This is a genomic window from Pseudomonas sp. Y39-6 (assembly GCF_023651955.1).
In the GTDB taxonomy this organism is placed as follows: domain Bacteria; phylum Pseudomonadota; class Gammaproteobacteria; order Pseudomonadales; family Pseudomonadaceae; genus Aquipseudomonas; species Aquipseudomonas veronii.
Genome location: NZ_CP069594.1, coordinates 39659 through 54324, shown reverse-complemented (window position 1 = coordinate 54324; position 14666 = coordinate 39659). Strand labels below are relative to the sequence as shown.

The window sequence follows — 14666 nt, the reverse complement described above, 5'->3', positions numbered from 1 at the left end:
TCCATGGCGTAGCGCGTTTATACTCAAGGCTCTCCTTGTGTTGAGTGCCCGCCATGCGCCAGCTAGTGCTTCCCATCGCCGCCCTGTTGCTCAGCGCCTGTGCTTTACCACCCATCCCGCCGATGGACGCGCAACAGGCCTGGGTCGATTTCGCCACCCCGACACCGGGGGCCAAGCTGGTGATGGCCCAACGTCTGGATGGGAAAAACCTCAACGACGGGCGCTTCTTCCAGGTCCCGCCGGGCAGTCACGAGTTGATGGTGCGGTTTGATTTCGAAGTGCCGACCGGCGGCAGCTTTGGCGGGTTGTCGCAGACCCAGGACCGGACCTGTTTCATGACCTTGCAGTACGACCACTTCGAGGCAGGCCAGCGTTATCGCCTGGAGGGGCGCTCGTTGTCCTACACACCGAATATCCGGCTGTACAACGCCGCGCGTCAGTTATTGGCGCAGGAGCGCAGCGTGAACTGCATCTGATCAGTCATTGTTCTTCTGGTAGATGATTGCCTTGGTACCGTTCTCACACGTGCCTACGACCATGGCGACATCGTGCTTGTCGGCTTCTTCCTTGCTGACGATTTCCAGGGTGTAGGACGGAATCGCCTTGGCCTGGATCTTCACTTCGATCTCTTTCCTGAGTTCTTCGCAGTCTTTGGGCGCGGCCACAGCCGATGTGGCCAATACACCGCAGATGATCGCCAAGACAAAACGTTTCATGTGTGAAGCTCCCTGAATGCACGCGCACGAATGTGCGCCTATGGCTGCATAGGCTATAGGACCACATCGGGGAAACACGAGTTCTGATTTAACGCACAACTGAATGTGGGAGGGAGCAAGCCCCCTCTCACCTAAGGCTGTGTCAGTCGACGAGGGTGGCGTCCAGGCTGATTTTCGCGTTCAGCACCTTGGACACTGGGCACCCTTCCTTGGCCTTTTTGCTCAGCTCATCGAACTGCGCCTGGCTCGCGCCGGGAATCTTGGCATTGAGGATCAGGTGTACAGCGGTGATCGCAAAACCACCGTCGACCTGGTCCAGGGTCACTTCGGCCTGGGTGTCGATGCTGTCAGCCTTGAGCCCGGCGTCGCCGAGAATCATGGAAAACGCCATGGAGAAACAGCCAGCGTGGGCCGCACCGATCAACTCTTCAGGGTTGGTGCCCTTGCCGCCCTCGAAACGGGCCTTGAAGCCGTAGGGCGCTTCGCGCAGCACGCCGGTTTCCGTGGAGATGGAACCCAGGCCTGTCTTCAGATCACCTTCCCAATGCGCAGATGCTTTTTTAACGATACTCATAGCAGTCTCCTCAAACGATGGTTTTGCGTCAGTAAGGGTTCTGAGGATAGATGCTTTGGCAAAGTTCACTTGTAAGAGAAACCTAGCAACAAAGTAGGAAATTTCGCACGACCTATTGAATCTCGGGTATATGCCCTCATTGCATAGAACATGCACATGAAGCGGCAGGTTTTGGTTCGTCTAAGAAACCTGCGCCCTTATTGGAGAAGCAGGCTTATGAAATCGCTGTCCGACGTGAAGTTCTCGACCCTCGACCTGGTGCCCGTGCGGGCCAACGGCAGCGCCGCGCAGTCGTTGCGCAATTCCCTGGACCTGGCCCAGCATGTGGAAAAGTTTGGCTACAACCGCTTCTGGGTGGCGGAACACCACAACATGGACGGCATCGCCAGCTCGGCCACCTCGGTATTGCTCGGTTACCTGGCCGGCGGCACCTCGACCATCCGCGTCGGCTCCGGCGGCGTGATGCTGCCCAACCATGCACCGCTGGTGATCGCCGAACAATTCGGCACCCTGGAAAGCCTGTACCCCGGCCGGATCGACCTGGGCCTGGGCCGTGCGCCCGGTTCCGACCAGATGACCGCCCGCGCCCTGCGCCGTGAGCGCTCCGGCAGCGCCGACGACTTCCCCGAAGACGTGGCCGAATTGATGGCCTACCTCGGCCCGCGCACGCCCGACCAGCGGGTGATCGCGGTTCCCGGCACCGGCACCAACGTCCCGGTGTGGCTGCTCGGGTCCAGCCTGTTCAGCGCGCAGTTGGCGGGGGAACGCGGCTTGCCCTACGCCTTTGCCTCGCATTTCGCACCGCGCTTGATGCATGAGGCGATTCGCGTGTACCGCAATCACTTCAAGCCTTCGGCCGTTCTGGACAAGCCTTACGTAATGCTCGGCCTTCCGTTGGTCGCGGCGGATACCGACGAACAGGCCGATTACCTGGCCACTTCCGTCTACCAACGCATCCTGGCGCTGATGCGCGGGCAGAGCCTGGTGCAGCGTCCGCCGGTGAAAAGCATGGACGGCCTGTGGCTGCCCCATGAAAAAGACGCGGTGGGCAGCTTCCTCGGCCTGGCGATGGTCGGCAGCCCGGCGAAGATCCGCGCCAAACTGGACGTGCTGGTCGAACAGACCGGCGCCGACGAGCTGATCTTTACCTGCGACCTGTACGAACACGCCGACCGGATTCATTCCTACGAACTGCTCGCGCAGTTGATGAAGGGCTAAATCTGGCAGGCGAAAAAAAACCGACGCGCGCGCGTCGGTTTTTTATGTCTGCAACGCGCGATTAACCGCGCTTGTAGACGATTTCCTTGGTGCCGCCTTCACAGGTGCCAACCACCTTGCCGTCAGCCGCAGCGCCTTTAGCCACCACGTCCAGCGAATAACCCGAAGCACCCTTGGCGTCGATTTTCGCGGCAATTTCGCTTTTCAGCTCTTCACACGGCTTGCCCGCCGCCAGCACGGTGCCCGCCATGCTCAACAAACCTACTGCTAACAAGAACTTCTTCATCCGTCACTTCCCTTGCGCTGATCGAAACGAGCGTGCCGACGCTGGTCGCATCGGCCCCCATTGGTTGTAGCGCAGGTTATGGCAATCGGCCAGCCGGCAAGTTCAACGGTTTCGATCAACTACTGGCAATTCGGAACCCCACCTTCAACGTAACCTGGAAGTGCGCAGCCTTGCCGTCCTTGATATGGCCACGGGTTTCGGTCACCTCGAACCACTCCAAATGCTTGATGCTCTTGCTGGCTTCAGCCAGGGCGTTGTTGATCGCCTCTTCGATGCTGGTGGTGGACGAACCCACCAATTCGACTTTCTTGTAAGTGTGATGATCAGACATGGCGTTTCTCCTGAGGGTCGTCAATAAAGCCTAGCAGTCAAAGCTCATACTGCTTCTGGCGACCGTTCCTACTCGAAAGTTCAGATTTACTGCACTTTCTGAAATGGCCGTAGTCGGTATCTACACACGCCACCTAATCACTTCAGGAGAGTCCACATGGCCAACACCTCTTTACGCAAAGCGTCGCTGGAAAGCATGGAAGCCGAGATTTCGAGCCTGCTCAAGTCTCTTGAGAGCCTCAAGGACGACGCATCCGATGAGTCGCTCAAGACTCTGAAGGCCCTGAAAAGCAATGCCGAGAACGCGCTCAAGCATTCTCGTCACCTGATCAGCGACGCCTACGAAGAAAGCAAAGTCAAAATCCGCGAAACCGGCGTGGCGACCCGGGACTACGCACAAGAACACCCATGGACTACCGCCGGCGTTGCCGTTGGCGCGCTGGGCCTGCTGGCGGCTTACCTTTTGTGCAAACGCGGTAACTGATCTGCCGGCTATACCGGCTGGCGCGACAGCTCAGCCTTGAGCCATCGCGCCAATTGCCGAGCGCGCCCGTCCGCGGCGCGCTTGGGTAGCCACAACGCCAGGTGCGCCGGGGTTTGCGTGAAACCCCACGGCGCCACCAGGCGACCGGCGCGCACGTCCTCCGCCACCAGCGGCTCCGGCGCGATCGCCACACCCAGCCCCGCAACCGCCGCTTCCAGCAAGTAATACAAATGCTCAAACCCCTGGCCGAGTTTTAACGCACCGGGTTCGATCCCGTGTTGCTGCGCCCAGCTGGGCCAGGCCTGCGGGCGAGACGTGGTGTGCAACAGCGCTTCGCCGCACAGCGCCGTGGCCGGAGCGTCGCGCAGGCGTTCGTAACCGGCGAAACGCGGGCTCATGACCGGGCCGATACGTTCGCTGGCCAGCTCGTACACCTGCATATCCGCTGGCCACGGCGGTTCGGCGAACAACAGCAGGGCATCCAGGCCGGGACGGCGCGGGTCCAGATCACCTTCACCCGCCGACAGGTGCAAGCGCAGATCGGGCAGGTCGGCATTCAAGCGGCCCAGGCGCGGAATGAACCAGCGCGCCAGTAAACTGCCCGAACAGCCGAGGACGAACGGTGCATCGGCGCTGCTTTGGGTAATTTGCGCGCACACCTCCCTTAACCGCTCGAACGCCTCGGCACTCGCATCGCGCAGACGCACGCCGGCATCTGTGAGTTTGAGGCCGCGCCCTTCCTTGACGAACAGGCTGACCCCCAAATGTTCTTCCAGCACTTTAAGCTGGCGGCTCACGGCGCCATGGGTGACGTGCAACTGCTCAGCCGCCTGGCTCACGCTGTTGAGGCGGGCCGTGGCTTCGAAGGCGCGTAGGGCGTTAAGGGGCGGGAGGTCTCGGCTCATCTGTGAGTTTTCCTGACAGGTTGCAGCGATCTTATCGGTTTTCAGCCCTGAGCGTCAGGGGTAGAGTGAGCGTCATTGCTTCCCACCCGAATTCTTTTCCTGGAGCGTCCCATGACTCAGTCCCAGACCGATCTACGCAACGGCCCTGACGCCAACGGCCTGTTCGGCGCATTCGGCGGCCGCTACGTCGCCGAAACCCTGATGCCGTTGATCCTCGACCTGGCCCGCGAGTACGAAGCGGCCAAGATTGATCCTGCGTTCAACGAGGAATTAGCCTACTTCCAACGCGACTACGTCGGTCGACCAAGCCCGCTGTATTTCGCTGAGCGCCTGACGGAGTTCTGCGGCGGCGCCAAGATTTACCTCAAGCGCGAAGAGCTGAACCACACCGGCGCGCACAAGATCAACAACTGCATCGGTCAGATCCTGCTGGCGCGGCGCATGGGCAAGAAACGCATCATCGCCGAGACCGGCGCCGGCATGCACGGTGTGGCCACCGCCACCGTGGCCGCGCGTTTCGGCCTGCAATGCGTGATCTACATGGGCACCACTGACATCGAGCGCCAACAGGCCAACGTATTTCGCATGAAGCTGCTGGGCGCTGAAGTGATCCCGGTGGTCGCCGGCACCGGCACCCTCAAAGACGCGATGAACGAAGCTCTGCGCGACTGGGTGACCAACGTCGACGACACGTTCTACCTGATCGGCACCGTTGCCGGCCCGCACCCTTATCCTGCGATGGTGCGCGACTTCCAGTCCGTGATCGGCAAGGAAACCCGCACCCAGCTGCAAGCCCAGGAAGGCCGTCTGCCGGACAGCCTGGTGGCGTGCATCGGCGGAGGGTCCAACGCCATGGGCCTGTTCCACCCGTTCCTGGATGACAGCAGCGTCGAGATCATCGGCGTCGAAGCCGCAGGCTTTGGCATCGAAACCGGCAAGCACGCCGCCAGCCTCAACGGCGGCGTACCGGGCGTACTGCACGGCAACCGCACCTTCCTGCTGCAGGACGACGATGGCCAGATCATCGACGCCCACTCGATTTCCGCCGGCCTCGACTACCCCGGCATCGGCCCTGAGCACGCCTGGTTGCACGATATCGGCCGCGTCCAGTACACCTCGGTGACCGACCACGAAGCGCTCGACGCCTTTCACAAATGCTGCCGCCTGGAAGGGATTATTCCTGCACTGGAAAGCGCCCACGCCCTGGCCGAAGTGTTCAAACGCGCGCCGACCCTGCCGAAGGAACACCTGATGGTGGTCAACCTGTCCGGCCGTGGCGACAAAGACATGCAGACCGTGATGCACCACATGGAACAGTCCCAGCAGGAGAAACACTAAATGAGCCGCCTGCAAACCCGCTTTGCGCAACTCAAGCAACAAAACCGCGCCGCCCTGGTGACCTTCGTCACCGCCGGCGACCCCGGTTACGACACCTCGCTGGCGATCCTCAAGGGCTTGCCCGCTGCCGGTGCCGACGTGATCGAGCTGGGCATGCCCTTCACCGACCCGATGGCCGACGGCCCGGCCATTCAACTGGCCAACATCCGCGCGCTGAGCGCCAAGCAAAACCTGGCGAAAACCCTGCAGATGGTGCGCGAGTTCCGCAAGGACAACAGCGACACCCCGCTGGTGCTGATGGGTTACTTCAACCCGATCCACAAATACGGCGTGCCGGCCTTTATTGCCGACGCCAAGCAAGCCGGGGTCGACGGCCTGATCGTGGTCGACCTGCCGCCCGAACATAACGGCGAGCTGTGCGACCCGGCCCAGGCGGCAGGCATCGACTTTATCCGTCTGACCACGCCGACCACCGACGACGTGCGCCTGCCGACCGTGCTCAACGGCAGCTCGGGCTTTGTGTACTACGTGTCGGTAGCCGGTGTGACTGGTGCCGGTGCCGCCACCCTGGAACACGTCGAAGAAGCCGTGGCCCGCCTGCGTCGCCATACCGACCTGCCGATCAGCATCGGTTTCGGTATCCGCACGCCGGAACAAGCGGCCGCCATCGCGCGCTTGGCCGATGGTGTGGTGGTGGGTTCGGCGCTGATCGATCACATCGCCAACGCCAGCAACGACCAGCAAGCCATCGACGGCGTGCTGAGCCTGTGCGCGGCGCTGTCGGAAGGTGTCCGTAACGCACGTAAGTAAGCGCCTCGTATGCGGTAGGTAAAGTTCCTGATACACAGGAATCAACCGGCAACACCGTGGCCTAAACAACAAGACCAAGGGATTTCGAACCGTGTTCGCAATCCCTTTTTTTGTATGTGTGCCCCGAGGAATTCCCGATGAAAATGCGCAAATCCGTGATTGCTGGTTGTGGCGTCCTGGTGCTTGCCGCCAGCGCCCTGGTGCAAGCCGCGCCGCCTGACCAGCGCGGTGACGACCGTGGCGGCCCACAAGACCAGCACGAGCAACGTGGCGACGACCATCGCGGCCCGCAGGACAACCATCGCGGCGGCCCGCCCCAGGACTTCGGCCCGGTGCGCCAGATCATCCACGACAACCACGGCCAATTCGGCCGTGGCGCGCCGCCGCCGCCGAATGTGCGCCTGGTCCGTGGCCGGCCGCTGCCCCACGGCTACTACGGCGAACGCCTCGACAACCGCGCCCTGGCGCGCCTGCCGTACTACGAGGGTTACGAATGGCGCCGTTCGGGCCCGGACGTGGTGCTGATCGCAGTGGGCACCGGCATCGTCTATGAGATTCTGGAAGGCGTGTTGAACTGACGCCACGGTTCCGCGATTTCTTCCGCTAGGCTTAAGGGGCGAACCGTTCGTTCCCCCTTAACGCACTTCATGCCTATTGCCGTCTAACCACCTCAGCAAGCCCCGGTATTTCTTGCGCTCCCGGTCGTTAAGTTAGCCGCATCAGAAGTCATTCTTGGCTCTATGGAGTACATCATGGCATTTGATCTCATCACCGAATCGGACCGCCGTCACGCCACCTTGCAAAAAGGCTTCAACCTGCGCTGGCCGTTGGGCAACGTGCAGGGCCAATCCTCGCCCAACGGCGCCAACCTGATTTACCTCTGTTACAGCCCCCAGGACATCATCGACGCCGCGGCGCAGGCCCTGGCCGTTGCCAATGGCCGGATTACCGTGCGCAGCGGCGGCCACTGTTACGAAGGTTTCGTCGCCAACAAGATGCCCAACAACCCCAATGAGGTATTGGCGATTCTGGATATCGGGCAAATGAAGCAACTGGACTACGACGCCGACGGCCAACTGCACTCCCAGTTGATGCCGACCTTGCCCTATCGCTACCGCTTTCGCCTGGAGGCCGGCGGGCAGAACTGGGACGCCTACGTCGCACTGTACACGTTGGCCAACAAGACCCTGCCCGGTGGTTCGTGTTATTCGGTGGGCCTGGGCGGGCACATCTGCGGTGGCGGCTATGGCTTGCTCTCGCGCAAACACGGCCTGGTGTGCGACTGGCTGTCCGGTGTCGATATTCTGGTGCCCAACGCCCAGGGCAACGGCCTGACAGCGCTGCATGTCTGCCGGGAGAGCACCGACCCGGACGAACTGGACCTGTTTGCCGCGTGCTGCGGTGCCGGCGGCGGGCAATTCGGGATCATCACCAGTTATTACTTCAAGGACCTGCCGGACGCCCCCAAGGAGGTGCTTTGGCTGGTACTGGAATGGGACTGGGCGATGCTGACCAAACCGGCGCTCGACCGATTGCTGGTGGCCTATCAAGCCTGGTTCGCCCGACATCAGGCCGACCCGGACACCTGGGGCCTGGCGACCAAGCTGGAAATGCGCCACCAGCACACCGGCAACGTCACGCTGGGCATTCACTACGTGGACAAAGACGGCGAGTTGAACGATCAGGCGCCCTTCAACGATTTTGTCACGACGATGCTGGACGCCATCGGCATTGCCGCCAGCGAATCGGTGACACCGTTTCACGTGATCCACCTGCCGCGAAGCAACCCCACCGGGCGTGTCATCAACTCCTTGAGCACGGCGCAGGCCGTCGTGCGCCGTCTCGACTGGCTGCCGTGCCAGCAAACCCTCAACGGCTCCGGCGACAACCAGCGCGGGCGCTATAAGTCGGCCTATCAGAAAGGCATTTTCACGCCGCAGGTGTTATCCGCGATCTGGACCACGCTGACCTGGCCCGACCCGGCGAACGTGTTGACCCAAAGCCTCATACAGATCCAGTCGTTCGGCGGGCGCATCAACCAGCCAGATCCGGCGGTGCGGCGCGAATCGTCTGCGGCCCAGCGCGGCTCTTTCCTCAAGTGGCAACCGCAGTGTTATTGGCGCGATGCCAGCGCCGCCACCGACCAGGCACATGCCGATTGGATTCAGGGGCTGTTTTTCAACGCCTTCGCCAACGATCAAGGCGTGCCGCTCAACGCGGAGTTCGAGGGCTGCTACATCAATTACCCCGACCTCGACATGACGCACCTCGGCGGCAACCCGGCGAACGCCAAGAACCCCCAGTGGTACACGGTTTTCTTCCCCGACCTGATCATCGAAAGCCGGCTGCGGCGTACCAAGCAGCGCTGGGACCCGCTGAATATATTCCACAACGAAATGTCGGTGCCGTAAGCCGCAAATAAAAACGGGCGACCCCAAGGTCGCCCGTTTTTTTACAACTCGATCCGTTCGACCTTGCCCACCAACAAGATGTAGGAAAGCGCCCCGAGCAACGCCAGCACTGCGATATAGGTGATCGCCGGTGCGAACGAATCGCCGCTGGCCAGGAAGCCAATCACGATCGGCGTGGCAATCGCCGCCAGGTTGCCGATGAAGTTGAACACGCCACCGGTCAAGCCGAGCAAGCGAGCGGGTGCCAAGGTCGACACCAGCGACCAGGTGATCGACGCCAGGCCATTGCCGAAGAACGCCACTGCCAGGAACGCAATCACCCAGGCCGTCGAATCCACGTAGTTGGCGCCAATGATCGCGGTGGAAATCAACAGCCCGCCAATGATCGGCAACTTGCGCGCAAAGCCCACTGATGCGCCGCGGCGAATCAACCAGTCGGAAAAAATCCCGGAGCACAGCACGCCGACAAACGCCGCGAGGAAGGGCAGGGAAGCAAGCAGGCCGGATTTGATGAAGTCCATCCCGCGATATTTCACCAGATAGGTCGGGAACCATGTCAGGAAGAACCACAGCGTGGAGTTCAGGCAGAACTGCCCCAGGTAGATGCCCCAGAGTTTGCGCTTGCTCAGCACGATGCCCAGGTCGACCCAACTGAACGGTGCCTTGGTGGTTTGCGCCTGCATGTCCACCAGCCCGCCGCCGGCACGGATCAGTTCGATTTCAGCGGCGTTGGCGCCTTTGAAGTCCTTCGGCTCGCGGTACACCGCGTACCAGATCAGCGCCCAGAGGATGCCGACGCCGCCGGTGGTGACAAACACCATGTGCCAGCCGTAGTGGTGCTGTAACCAGGCCAGCACCGGGGTGAGAAACGCCAGCCCGACGAACTGGCCGGAGGTGTAGAAGCCAATCGCCGTGGCGCGCTCACGCTCGGGGAACCACGTGGTGACCACGCGGCTGTTGATCGGATAGGCCGGCGCTTCCAGGGCGCCCACCGCCATGCGCAGGACAAACAGCGCGATGAAGCTGGCCGCAAAACCGAGCATCACAGTGGCGATGGACCACAGCAGCAGGGCCACGGTGTAGAGGATGCGCGGCGGCACCCGGTCGACCAGCCAGCCGCCGGGGATTTGCATGGCGGCGTAGGTCCAGCCGAACGCCGAGAAAATCAGCCCGACATGCACCGGGTCGATGCCCAGGTCACTGGTCAGGGCCGGGGCCGCGATCGACAGGTTGCTGCGGTCGAGGTAGTTGATCACCACGGTGATAAACAGCAGCACCATGATGAAGTAGCGCTTTCTGCTAGGCGTGACTAAAGAAGCCTGCCCGGTGAGGGATTCAGGGTGCATGGGGTTGTCTCTTCTTATGTTTATTGAGGACGGACTTACTGACCAAACCAGCTCAAATGTGGGAGGGGGCTTGCCCCCGATAGCGGTGAACCAGCCGCCGAAGATGTCGACTGACACTCAGCTATCGGGGGCAAGCCCCCTCCCACATTTTTTGCCACATTTTTTCAGGCAGACATCACCACTCGGCAAAACTGCCGTCGGCATGGCGCCAGATCGGGTTGCGCCAGCGATGGCCGATGGCCGCGCGTTCGATCACGTATTCCTCGTTGATCTCGATGCCCAGGCCCGGCCCGTTGGGGATCTTCACGAAGCCCTGGTCATAGTCGAACACGCCCGGGTCGCGCACGTAGTCGAGCAGGTCGTTGCTCTCGTTGTAGTGAATGCCCAGGCTTTGCTCCTGGATAAACGCGTTGTAGCAGACCGCGTCCAGCTGCAGGCAGGCGGCCAGCGCGATCGGGCCCAGCGGGCAGTGCAGCGCCAGGGCCACGTCGTAGGCTTCGGCCATGTTGGCGATCTTGCGGGTTTCGGTGATACCGCCAGCGTGGGAAGCGTCCGGCTGGATGATGTCGACGTAGCCTTCGCTGAGCACGCGTTTGAAGTCCCAACGCGAAAACAGGCGCTCGCCCAGGGCAATCGGGGTGCTGGTCAGCGGTGCGAGTTCCTTCAGCGCTTCGTAGTTTTCGCTGAGTACCGGCTCTTCGATGAACATCAGTTTGTACGGGTCCAGCTCTTTCATCAGCACCTTGGCCATGGGCTTGTGTACGCGGCCATGGAAGTCGACGCCGATGCCCACGTTGGGGCCGACGGCATCGCGCACGGCGGCAACGTTGGCCAGCGCCAGGTCGACTTTTTCGAAGCTGTCGACGAACTGCAATTCTTCCGTGCCGTTCATTTTCACCGCAGTGAAGCCACGGGCCACGGCCTCTTTGGCGGCGCGGGCGGTGTCGGCGGGGCGATCGCCGCCGATCCACGAATACACGCGAATCTTGTCACGCACCTGGCCGCCCAGCAGGTCGCTGACCGACACGCCCAGGGCCTTGCCCTTGATGTCCCACAGCGCCTGGTCGATGCCGGCCAGCGCGCTCATGTGCACGGCGCCGCCGCGATAGAAACCGCCGCGATAGAGCACAGTCCAGATGTCTTCGATATTGCGTGGGTCTTTGCCGATCAGGTAATCGGACAGTTCCTCGACCGCAGCCGCCACCGTGTGGGCGCGGCCTTCGACCACGGGTTCGCCCCAGCCGGTGACGCCCTGGTCGGTCTCCACTTTGAGGAAGCACCAGCGCGGTGGGACGACGAAGGTAGTCAGTTTGGTGATTTTCATCTTCTTATCTCTCTTGTCGATGCAGCGCCCAAGGCGCCAAGCTTGCGATCAGTTCAAGGCGTTCCAGGCCACGACATACGCCTGGGCACTGCTCGCCACCTCGGCCACGGACATGCCCGGCTTGAACAATCCGGACCCCAGGCCGAAGCCCCTGGCGCCGGCGTCGAAATACACCTGCATGTTGGCCGGGCTCACGCCGCCGACCGGCAGCAACAGCGTGCCCGCCGGCAACACCGCCAGCCACGCCTTGATCACCGCCGGGCCCATTTGCTCGGCGGGGAACAGTTTCAATACGTCGGCGCCTTCGGCCAGCGCGGCGAACGCCTCGGTCGGGGTGGCCACACCTGGCGACAGGTACAGGCCGGCGGCTTTCGCGGCACGCAAGACCTTGGCGTCGCTGTGGGGCATCACGATCACCTGGCCACCGGCGGCCTTGACCTGCTCGACCTGCGCCGGCGTCAACACCGTGCCGGCGCCGATCAGGCAATCGGCGGGCAGGCTGTCACGCAGGGTGCGGATGCTGGTGTAAGGGTCCGGCGAATTGAGCGGGACTTCGATCACGCGAAAACCGGCGCGGTACAGCACCTGGCCAACCGCCTCGGCTTCGTCCGGGCGCACGCCGCGCAGGATCGCGATCAAACCGTTTTGCGTGAGTGCTTGCTTGAGCATGTCAGGCCTCCATTGCTGGTTGAATGAGCCCGGCGGCCAGGGCCAACTGCCAGAGACCGCGTTCGCTGGCCTCTTGCGCCAGGCTGACGTGGGCGAAGCCGCAGAGGCCGAGGGCACGCTGGTAACGTGTACAGAGCGGTGCGGCGCCGACCAGGATGATCGGCTTATGTTGGGCGGCACCGGGCAAGCCGGCGAGTTCATGGCCGATCAACAGGCCGGAGAGGTAGTCGGGCTGCTGGTCCGGGGCGAGTTCGCCGGTCAAGCCCAGGGTGCGTGCGCTGAACAGCGTCGACAGCACGCCGCGCTGGCCGTCTGCCGACAGCGCCACGCGCACGCCGCGGTCGAAAGCCGCCGCCTGGAAGTGTTCGGCGGGTTGTTGGGTGCGCCCGAGCAGGCTGTGCTTGCTCAGCACCGCGAACAGCTCGCCGGTCATGAAGGTGTCGAAATGGGTGATACAGCCATCGACCACCTCGACCCATTTGGAATGGCTGCCGGGCAGGCCGATCAAGACCTCGGCGCCAAGGCCTTGCAGCACGCCGAGTACCTGGGTTTCTTCGCCGCGCATCACGTTGGGCAAGCCGACCTGCTCGATCACGCCGGGCACGATATGCACATCGACGCCGCGCACACTGCGCACGCGGTGCAACGCTTGGCCGAGGCTGGCGACGTCGACCGGGGTGTTGCGGTAGGCCGCTTCGCTCCAGCCCTGGGCGCTGCCGACCATGCCGCAGGCGATCACCGGCAAGCCCGGTTGCGCGTCGAGCCAATCGCCACAGGCCGCGTCGAACGCCAACTCGAAGCCATCGCTGCAGCAAACGCCGGCAATCTCCCGGGGCTGGCTGGGCAGGTGCATGATCCCCGACGCCAACGCACGTTGTTCCAGCACCACGCCTGCGGGGCCGAGTTTATAAGCACGAAGGGAACTGGTTCCCCAATCGAGCGCGATCAATTGCGCCGGCATCGCTTCACCTGAAATGAGTGGGTGCTGAAAAAAGCAGATGGGCGAATATAAACCTATGCTCGGCGATATCTCAATATATAAATATCAATCCCATATATTGGAATGAATCGAGATAAATCCTACAGCCACTCCGCCTTTTACTGCGGGAACGGCCAGGCTTTATCTGATAAGAGAGGTTAAAAAACCGACAGATTCAGTTCGCGTATCGCACCCATCCAGATCGCGTACTCGGTGTGGTCCTTCAGGTCGTCGCCCCCTAGACGGCAATCGACGGCAGGGCCAGCCCGGTCAGCGACTGTGCACTGCGCGCCTGCTCCGCCACCAGCCAGTCGACGAACCGCTCGACCAACTGCCCCCGCCGTTTGCGCTGCGGCTGCACCACGTAGTAGCCGAAGCGTGAGATCACCGTGTCGCTGATCGGCCGGCACAGCCATTTCTGTTCCAGCAGGTTGTCCACCAAGTGGCGCCAGCCGATGGCCACGCCCTGGCCGGCAATCGCCGCCTGGATCAACAGGGTGTAGTTATCGAAGCGCAGTTGGCCGGGGGTCGGCGTGCTGGTAATGCCCAGTTCGCGGAACACGCCGCTCCAGTCGAACCACTGGCTGGTGTGTTCCTGGCGCAGGTGCAGCAAGGGGCAGTCGGGCAAGGTCTGCACGGTCAGCGGCGTGGCCTGGTCCTTGAGCCATTGCGGACTGCACACCGGGAACACTTCCTCATTGAACAGCCACAGGCTGTCGCCCTGCTTGAAACGGCCGTCGCCAAACAGCACCGCCACGTCGATATCGCTGCGCAACGTGGCGTGATTGCGCTCGCTGGTCACCAGGCTGACGTCGACCTGGGGGTTGGCCGCATGGAAGCGATGCAGGCGCGGCATCAGCCAGTAGGCGGCGAAGGCGAAGTCGGTGGCCACTTGCAGCACTTCGTGCTGGTCCTGCTGGGTGATCGCGCTCAGGCCCTGGTTGATGGTCTGCAAACCGCCCTGGACATGTTCGAACAGCAGCGCGCCGGCGTCGGTCAGCTCGATGCCACGGTAGATGCGATCAAACAGGCGGATCGCCAATTGCTCTTCGAGGCGCTTGATCTGCTGGCTGATGGCCGGTTGGGTGGTGCCCAGCTCCATCGCCGCAGCGGTAAAACTGCGGTGGCGCGCCGCCGCTTCGAACGCCCGGAGCAAATCGAGGGATACGTCGCCGAAGGCTTTATACATAAGCTGTACTTATCCTAGACATTGCATTTCATGGGCTTTACCCCATTTTCCATGGGCTGCATGCTCATTCGCATAAACACCGCCTAT

At 62.2% G+C, this 14666-nt stretch carries 17 protein-coding genes and 1 pseudogene; 7 read left to right on the top strand and 11 right to left on the bottom strand.

The features are described from left to right. Positions 1-53: 53 nt before the first annotated feature. Positions 54-476, top strand: a complete 423-nt coding sequence (locus JN756_RS00260; protein ID WP_017848991.1) for a PA0061/PA0062 family lipoprotein — start codon at positions 54-56, stop codon at positions 474-476. Here the strand turns inward: JN756_RS00260 and JN756_RS00255 are convergent, their stop codons facing one another. Beyond that, entirely contained in the window at positions 477-716 is a 240-nt protein-coding gene (locus tag JN756_RS00255; RefSeq protein ID WP_017848990.1) for a DUF1161 domain-containing protein, read from the bottom strand. It abuts the gene before it with no gap. 142 nt (positions 717-858) lie between these two features. Beyond that, positions 859-1290 (bottom strand): OsmC family protein, encoded by a 432-nt coding sequence (locus JN756_RS00250; protein ID WP_017848989.1) that lies wholly within the window; start codon positions 1288-1290, stop codon positions 859-861. A gap of 216 nt (positions 1291-1506) precedes the next feature. On the opposite strand from JN756_RS00250, the gene JN756_RS00245 reads away from it, so the two are divergent. Then, positions 1507-2508 (top strand): LLM class flavin-dependent oxidoreductase, encoded by a 1002-nt coding sequence (locus tag JN756_RS00245; RefSeq protein ID WP_201021682.1) that lies wholly within the window; start codon positions 1507-1509, stop codon positions 2506-2508. A gap of 61 nt (positions 2509-2569) precedes the next feature. On the opposite strand, the gene JN756_RS00240 is transcribed toward JN756_RS00245, so the two are convergent. Both JN756_RS00240 and JN756_RS00235 read right to left on the bottom strand, forming a co-directional pair. Further along, entirely contained in the window at positions 2570-2794 is a 225-nt protein-coding gene (locus JN756_RS00240) for a DUF1161 domain-containing protein (RefSeq protein WP_169881585.1), read from the bottom strand. A gap of 115 nt (positions 2795-2909) precedes the next feature. Next, positions 2910-3125 (bottom strand): dodecin, encoded by a 216-nt coding sequence (locus tag JN756_RS00235; RefSeq protein ID WP_017848986.1) that lies wholly within the window; start codon positions 3123-3125, stop codon positions 2910-2912. 156 nt (positions 3126-3281) lie between these two features. Between JN756_RS00235 and JN756_RS00230 the strand changes: the two genes are divergently transcribed. Then, positions 3282-3608, top strand: coding sequence for an ElaB/YgaM/YqjD family protein (locus tag JN756_RS00230; protein ID WP_010565821.1), 327 nt, complete (start codon positions 3282-3284; stop codon positions 3606-3608). Positions 3609-3616: 8 nt separating this feature from the next. Here the strand turns inward: JN756_RS00230 and JN756_RS00225 are convergent, their stop codons facing one another. After that, positions 3617-4513 carry a LysR family transcriptional regulator gene (locus tag JN756_RS00225; protein ID WP_201021681.1) on the bottom strand — a complete coding sequence of 299 codons (897 nt, stop codon included), beginning with the start codon at positions 4511-4513 and terminating at the stop codon, positions 3617-3619. Between the two features lie 111 nt (positions 4514-4624). Here JN756_RS00225 and trpB point away from each other — a divergent pair, with 111 nt between their 5' ends. The 4 genes from trpB to JN756_RS00205 all read left to right on the top strand — a co-directional run bounded on the left by trpB (position 4625) and on the right by JN756_RS00205 (position 9072). Next, on the top strand, positions 4625-5851 hold the full coding sequence (gene trpB, locus JN756_RS00220; RefSeq protein ID WP_017848984.1) for a tryptophan synthase subunit beta: 1227 nt from the start codon (positions 4625-4627) through the stop codon (positions 5849-5851). After that, positions 5852-6661, top strand: a complete 810-nt coding sequence (trpA, locus tag JN756_RS00215; RefSeq protein ID WP_046381551.1) for a tryptophan synthase subunit alpha — start codon at positions 5852-5854, stop codon at positions 6659-6661. A gap of 137 nt (positions 6662-6798) precedes the next feature. Further along, positions 6799-7239, top strand: coding sequence for an anti-virulence regulator CigR family protein (locus tag JN756_RS00210; RefSeq protein WP_057004935.1), 441 nt, complete (start codon positions 6799-6801; stop codon positions 7237-7239). A 174-nt stretch (positions 7240-7413) separates the two neighbouring features. Continuing rightward, positions 7414-9072 carry a BBE domain-containing protein gene (locus JN756_RS00205; protein ID WP_201021680.1) on the top strand — a complete coding sequence of 553 codons (1659 nt, stop codon included), beginning with the start codon at positions 7414-7416 and terminating at the stop codon, positions 9070-9072. Positions 9073-9113: 41 nt separating this feature from the next. Here the strand turns inward: JN756_RS00205 and JN756_RS00200 are convergent, their stop codons facing one another. From JN756_RS00200 to JN756_RS00175, 6 genes and pseudogenes are all read right to left on the bottom strand, one after another. Next, complete coding sequence (locus JN756_RS00200) at positions 9114-10418, bottom strand: MFS transporter (protein WP_046381554.1); 1305 nt, start codon at positions 10416-10418, stop codon at positions 9114-9116. A gap of 175 nt (positions 10419-10593) precedes the next feature. Beyond that, a complete protein-coding gene (gene dgoD, locus JN756_RS00195) occupies positions 10594-11742 on the bottom strand; it encodes a galactonate dehydratase (RefSeq protein WP_201021679.1) in 1149 nt (382 codons plus the stop codon). 48 nt (positions 11743-11790) lie between these two features. After that, positions 11791-12411 carry a 2-dehydro-3-deoxy-6-phosphogalactonate aldolase gene (locus JN756_RS00190; protein ID WP_201021678.1) on the bottom strand — a complete coding sequence of 207 codons (621 nt, stop codon included), beginning with the start codon at positions 12409-12411 and terminating at the stop codon, positions 11791-11793. A gap of 1 nt (position 12412) precedes the next feature. After that, positions 12413-13372, bottom strand: a complete 960-nt coding sequence (locus tag JN756_RS00185) for a 2-dehydro-3-deoxygalactonokinase (protein ID WP_046381555.1) — start codon at positions 13370-13372, stop codon at positions 12413-12415. Positions 13373-13548: 176 nt separating this feature from the next. Beyond that, positions 13549-13626 (bottom strand): annotated as a pseudogene (locus tag JN756_RS00180) (DOPA 4,5-dioxygenase family protein); the annotation flags it as partial. A 2-nt stretch (positions 13627-13628) separates the two neighbouring features. Beyond that, positions 13629-14579 (bottom strand): choline sulfate utilization transcriptional regulator, encoded by a 951-nt coding sequence (locus tag JN756_RS00175; RefSeq protein ID WP_017848977.1) that lies wholly within the window; start codon positions 14577-14579, stop codon positions 13629-13631. Between the last annotated feature and the right edge of the window lie 87 nt (positions 14580-14666).

Coding starts and splice junctions, on each gene's coding strand:
- JN756_RS00260 (WP_017848991.1), top strand. CDS start 54: ATGCGCCAGCTAGTGCTTCCCATCGCCGCCCTGTTGCTCAGCGCCTGT.
- JN756_RS00255 (WP_017848990.1), bottom strand. CDS start 716: ATGAAACGTTTTGTCTTGGCGATCATCTGCGGTGTATTGGCCACATCG.
- JN756_RS00250 (WP_017848989.1), bottom strand. CDS start 1,290: ATGAGTATCGTTAAAAAAGCATCTGCGCATTGGGAAGGTGATCTGAAG.
- JN756_RS00245 (WP_201021682.1), top strand. CDS start 1,507: ATGAAATCGCTGTCCGACGTGAAGTTCTCGACCCTCGACCTGGTGCCC.
- JN756_RS00240 (WP_169881585.1), bottom strand. CDS start 2,794: ATGAAGAAGTTCTTGTTAGCAGTAGGTTTGTTGAGCATGGCGGGCACC.
- JN756_RS00235 (WP_017848986.1), bottom strand. CDS start 3,125: ATGTCTGATCATCACACTTACAAGAAAGTCGAATTGGTGGGTTCGTCC.
- JN756_RS00230 (WP_010565821.1), top strand. CDS start 3,282: ATGGCCAACACCTCTTTACGCAAAGCGTCGCTGGAAAGCATGGAAGCC.
- JN756_RS00225 (WP_201021681.1), bottom strand. CDS start 4,513: ATGAGCCGAGACCTCCCGCCCCTTAACGCCCTACGCGCCTTCGAAGCC.
- trpB (WP_017848984.1), top strand. CDS start 4,625: ATGACTCAGTCCCAGACCGATCTACGCAACGGCCCTGACGCCAACGGC.
- trpA (WP_046381551.1), top strand. CDS start 5,852: ATGAGCCGCCTGCAAACCCGCTTTGCGCAACTCAAGCAACAAAACCGC.
- JN756_RS00210 (WP_057004935.1), top strand. CDS start 6,799: ATGAAAATGCGCAAATCCGTGATTGCTGGTTGTGGCGTCCTGGTGCTT.
- JN756_RS00205 (WP_201021680.1), top strand. CDS start 7,414: ATGGCATTTGATCTCATCACCGAATCGGACCGCCGTCACGCCACCTTG.
- JN756_RS00200 (WP_046381554.1), bottom strand. CDS start 10,418: ATGCACCCTGAATCCCTCACCGGGCAGGCTTCTTTAGTCACGCCTAGC.
- dgoD (WP_201021679.1), bottom strand. CDS start 11,742: ATGAAAATCACCAAACTGACTACCTTCGTCGTCCCACCGCGCTGGTGC.
- JN756_RS00190 (WP_201021678.1), bottom strand. CDS start 12,411: ATGCTCAAGCAAGCACTCACGCAAAACGGTTTGATCGCGATCCTGCGC.
- JN756_RS00185 (WP_046381555.1), bottom strand. CDS start 13,372: ATGCCGGCGCAATTGATCGCGCTCGATTGGGGAACCAGTTCCCTTCGT.
- JN756_RS00175 (WP_017848977.1), bottom strand. CDS start 14,579: ATGTATAAAGCCTTCGGCGACGTATCCCTCGATTTGCTCCGGGCGTTC.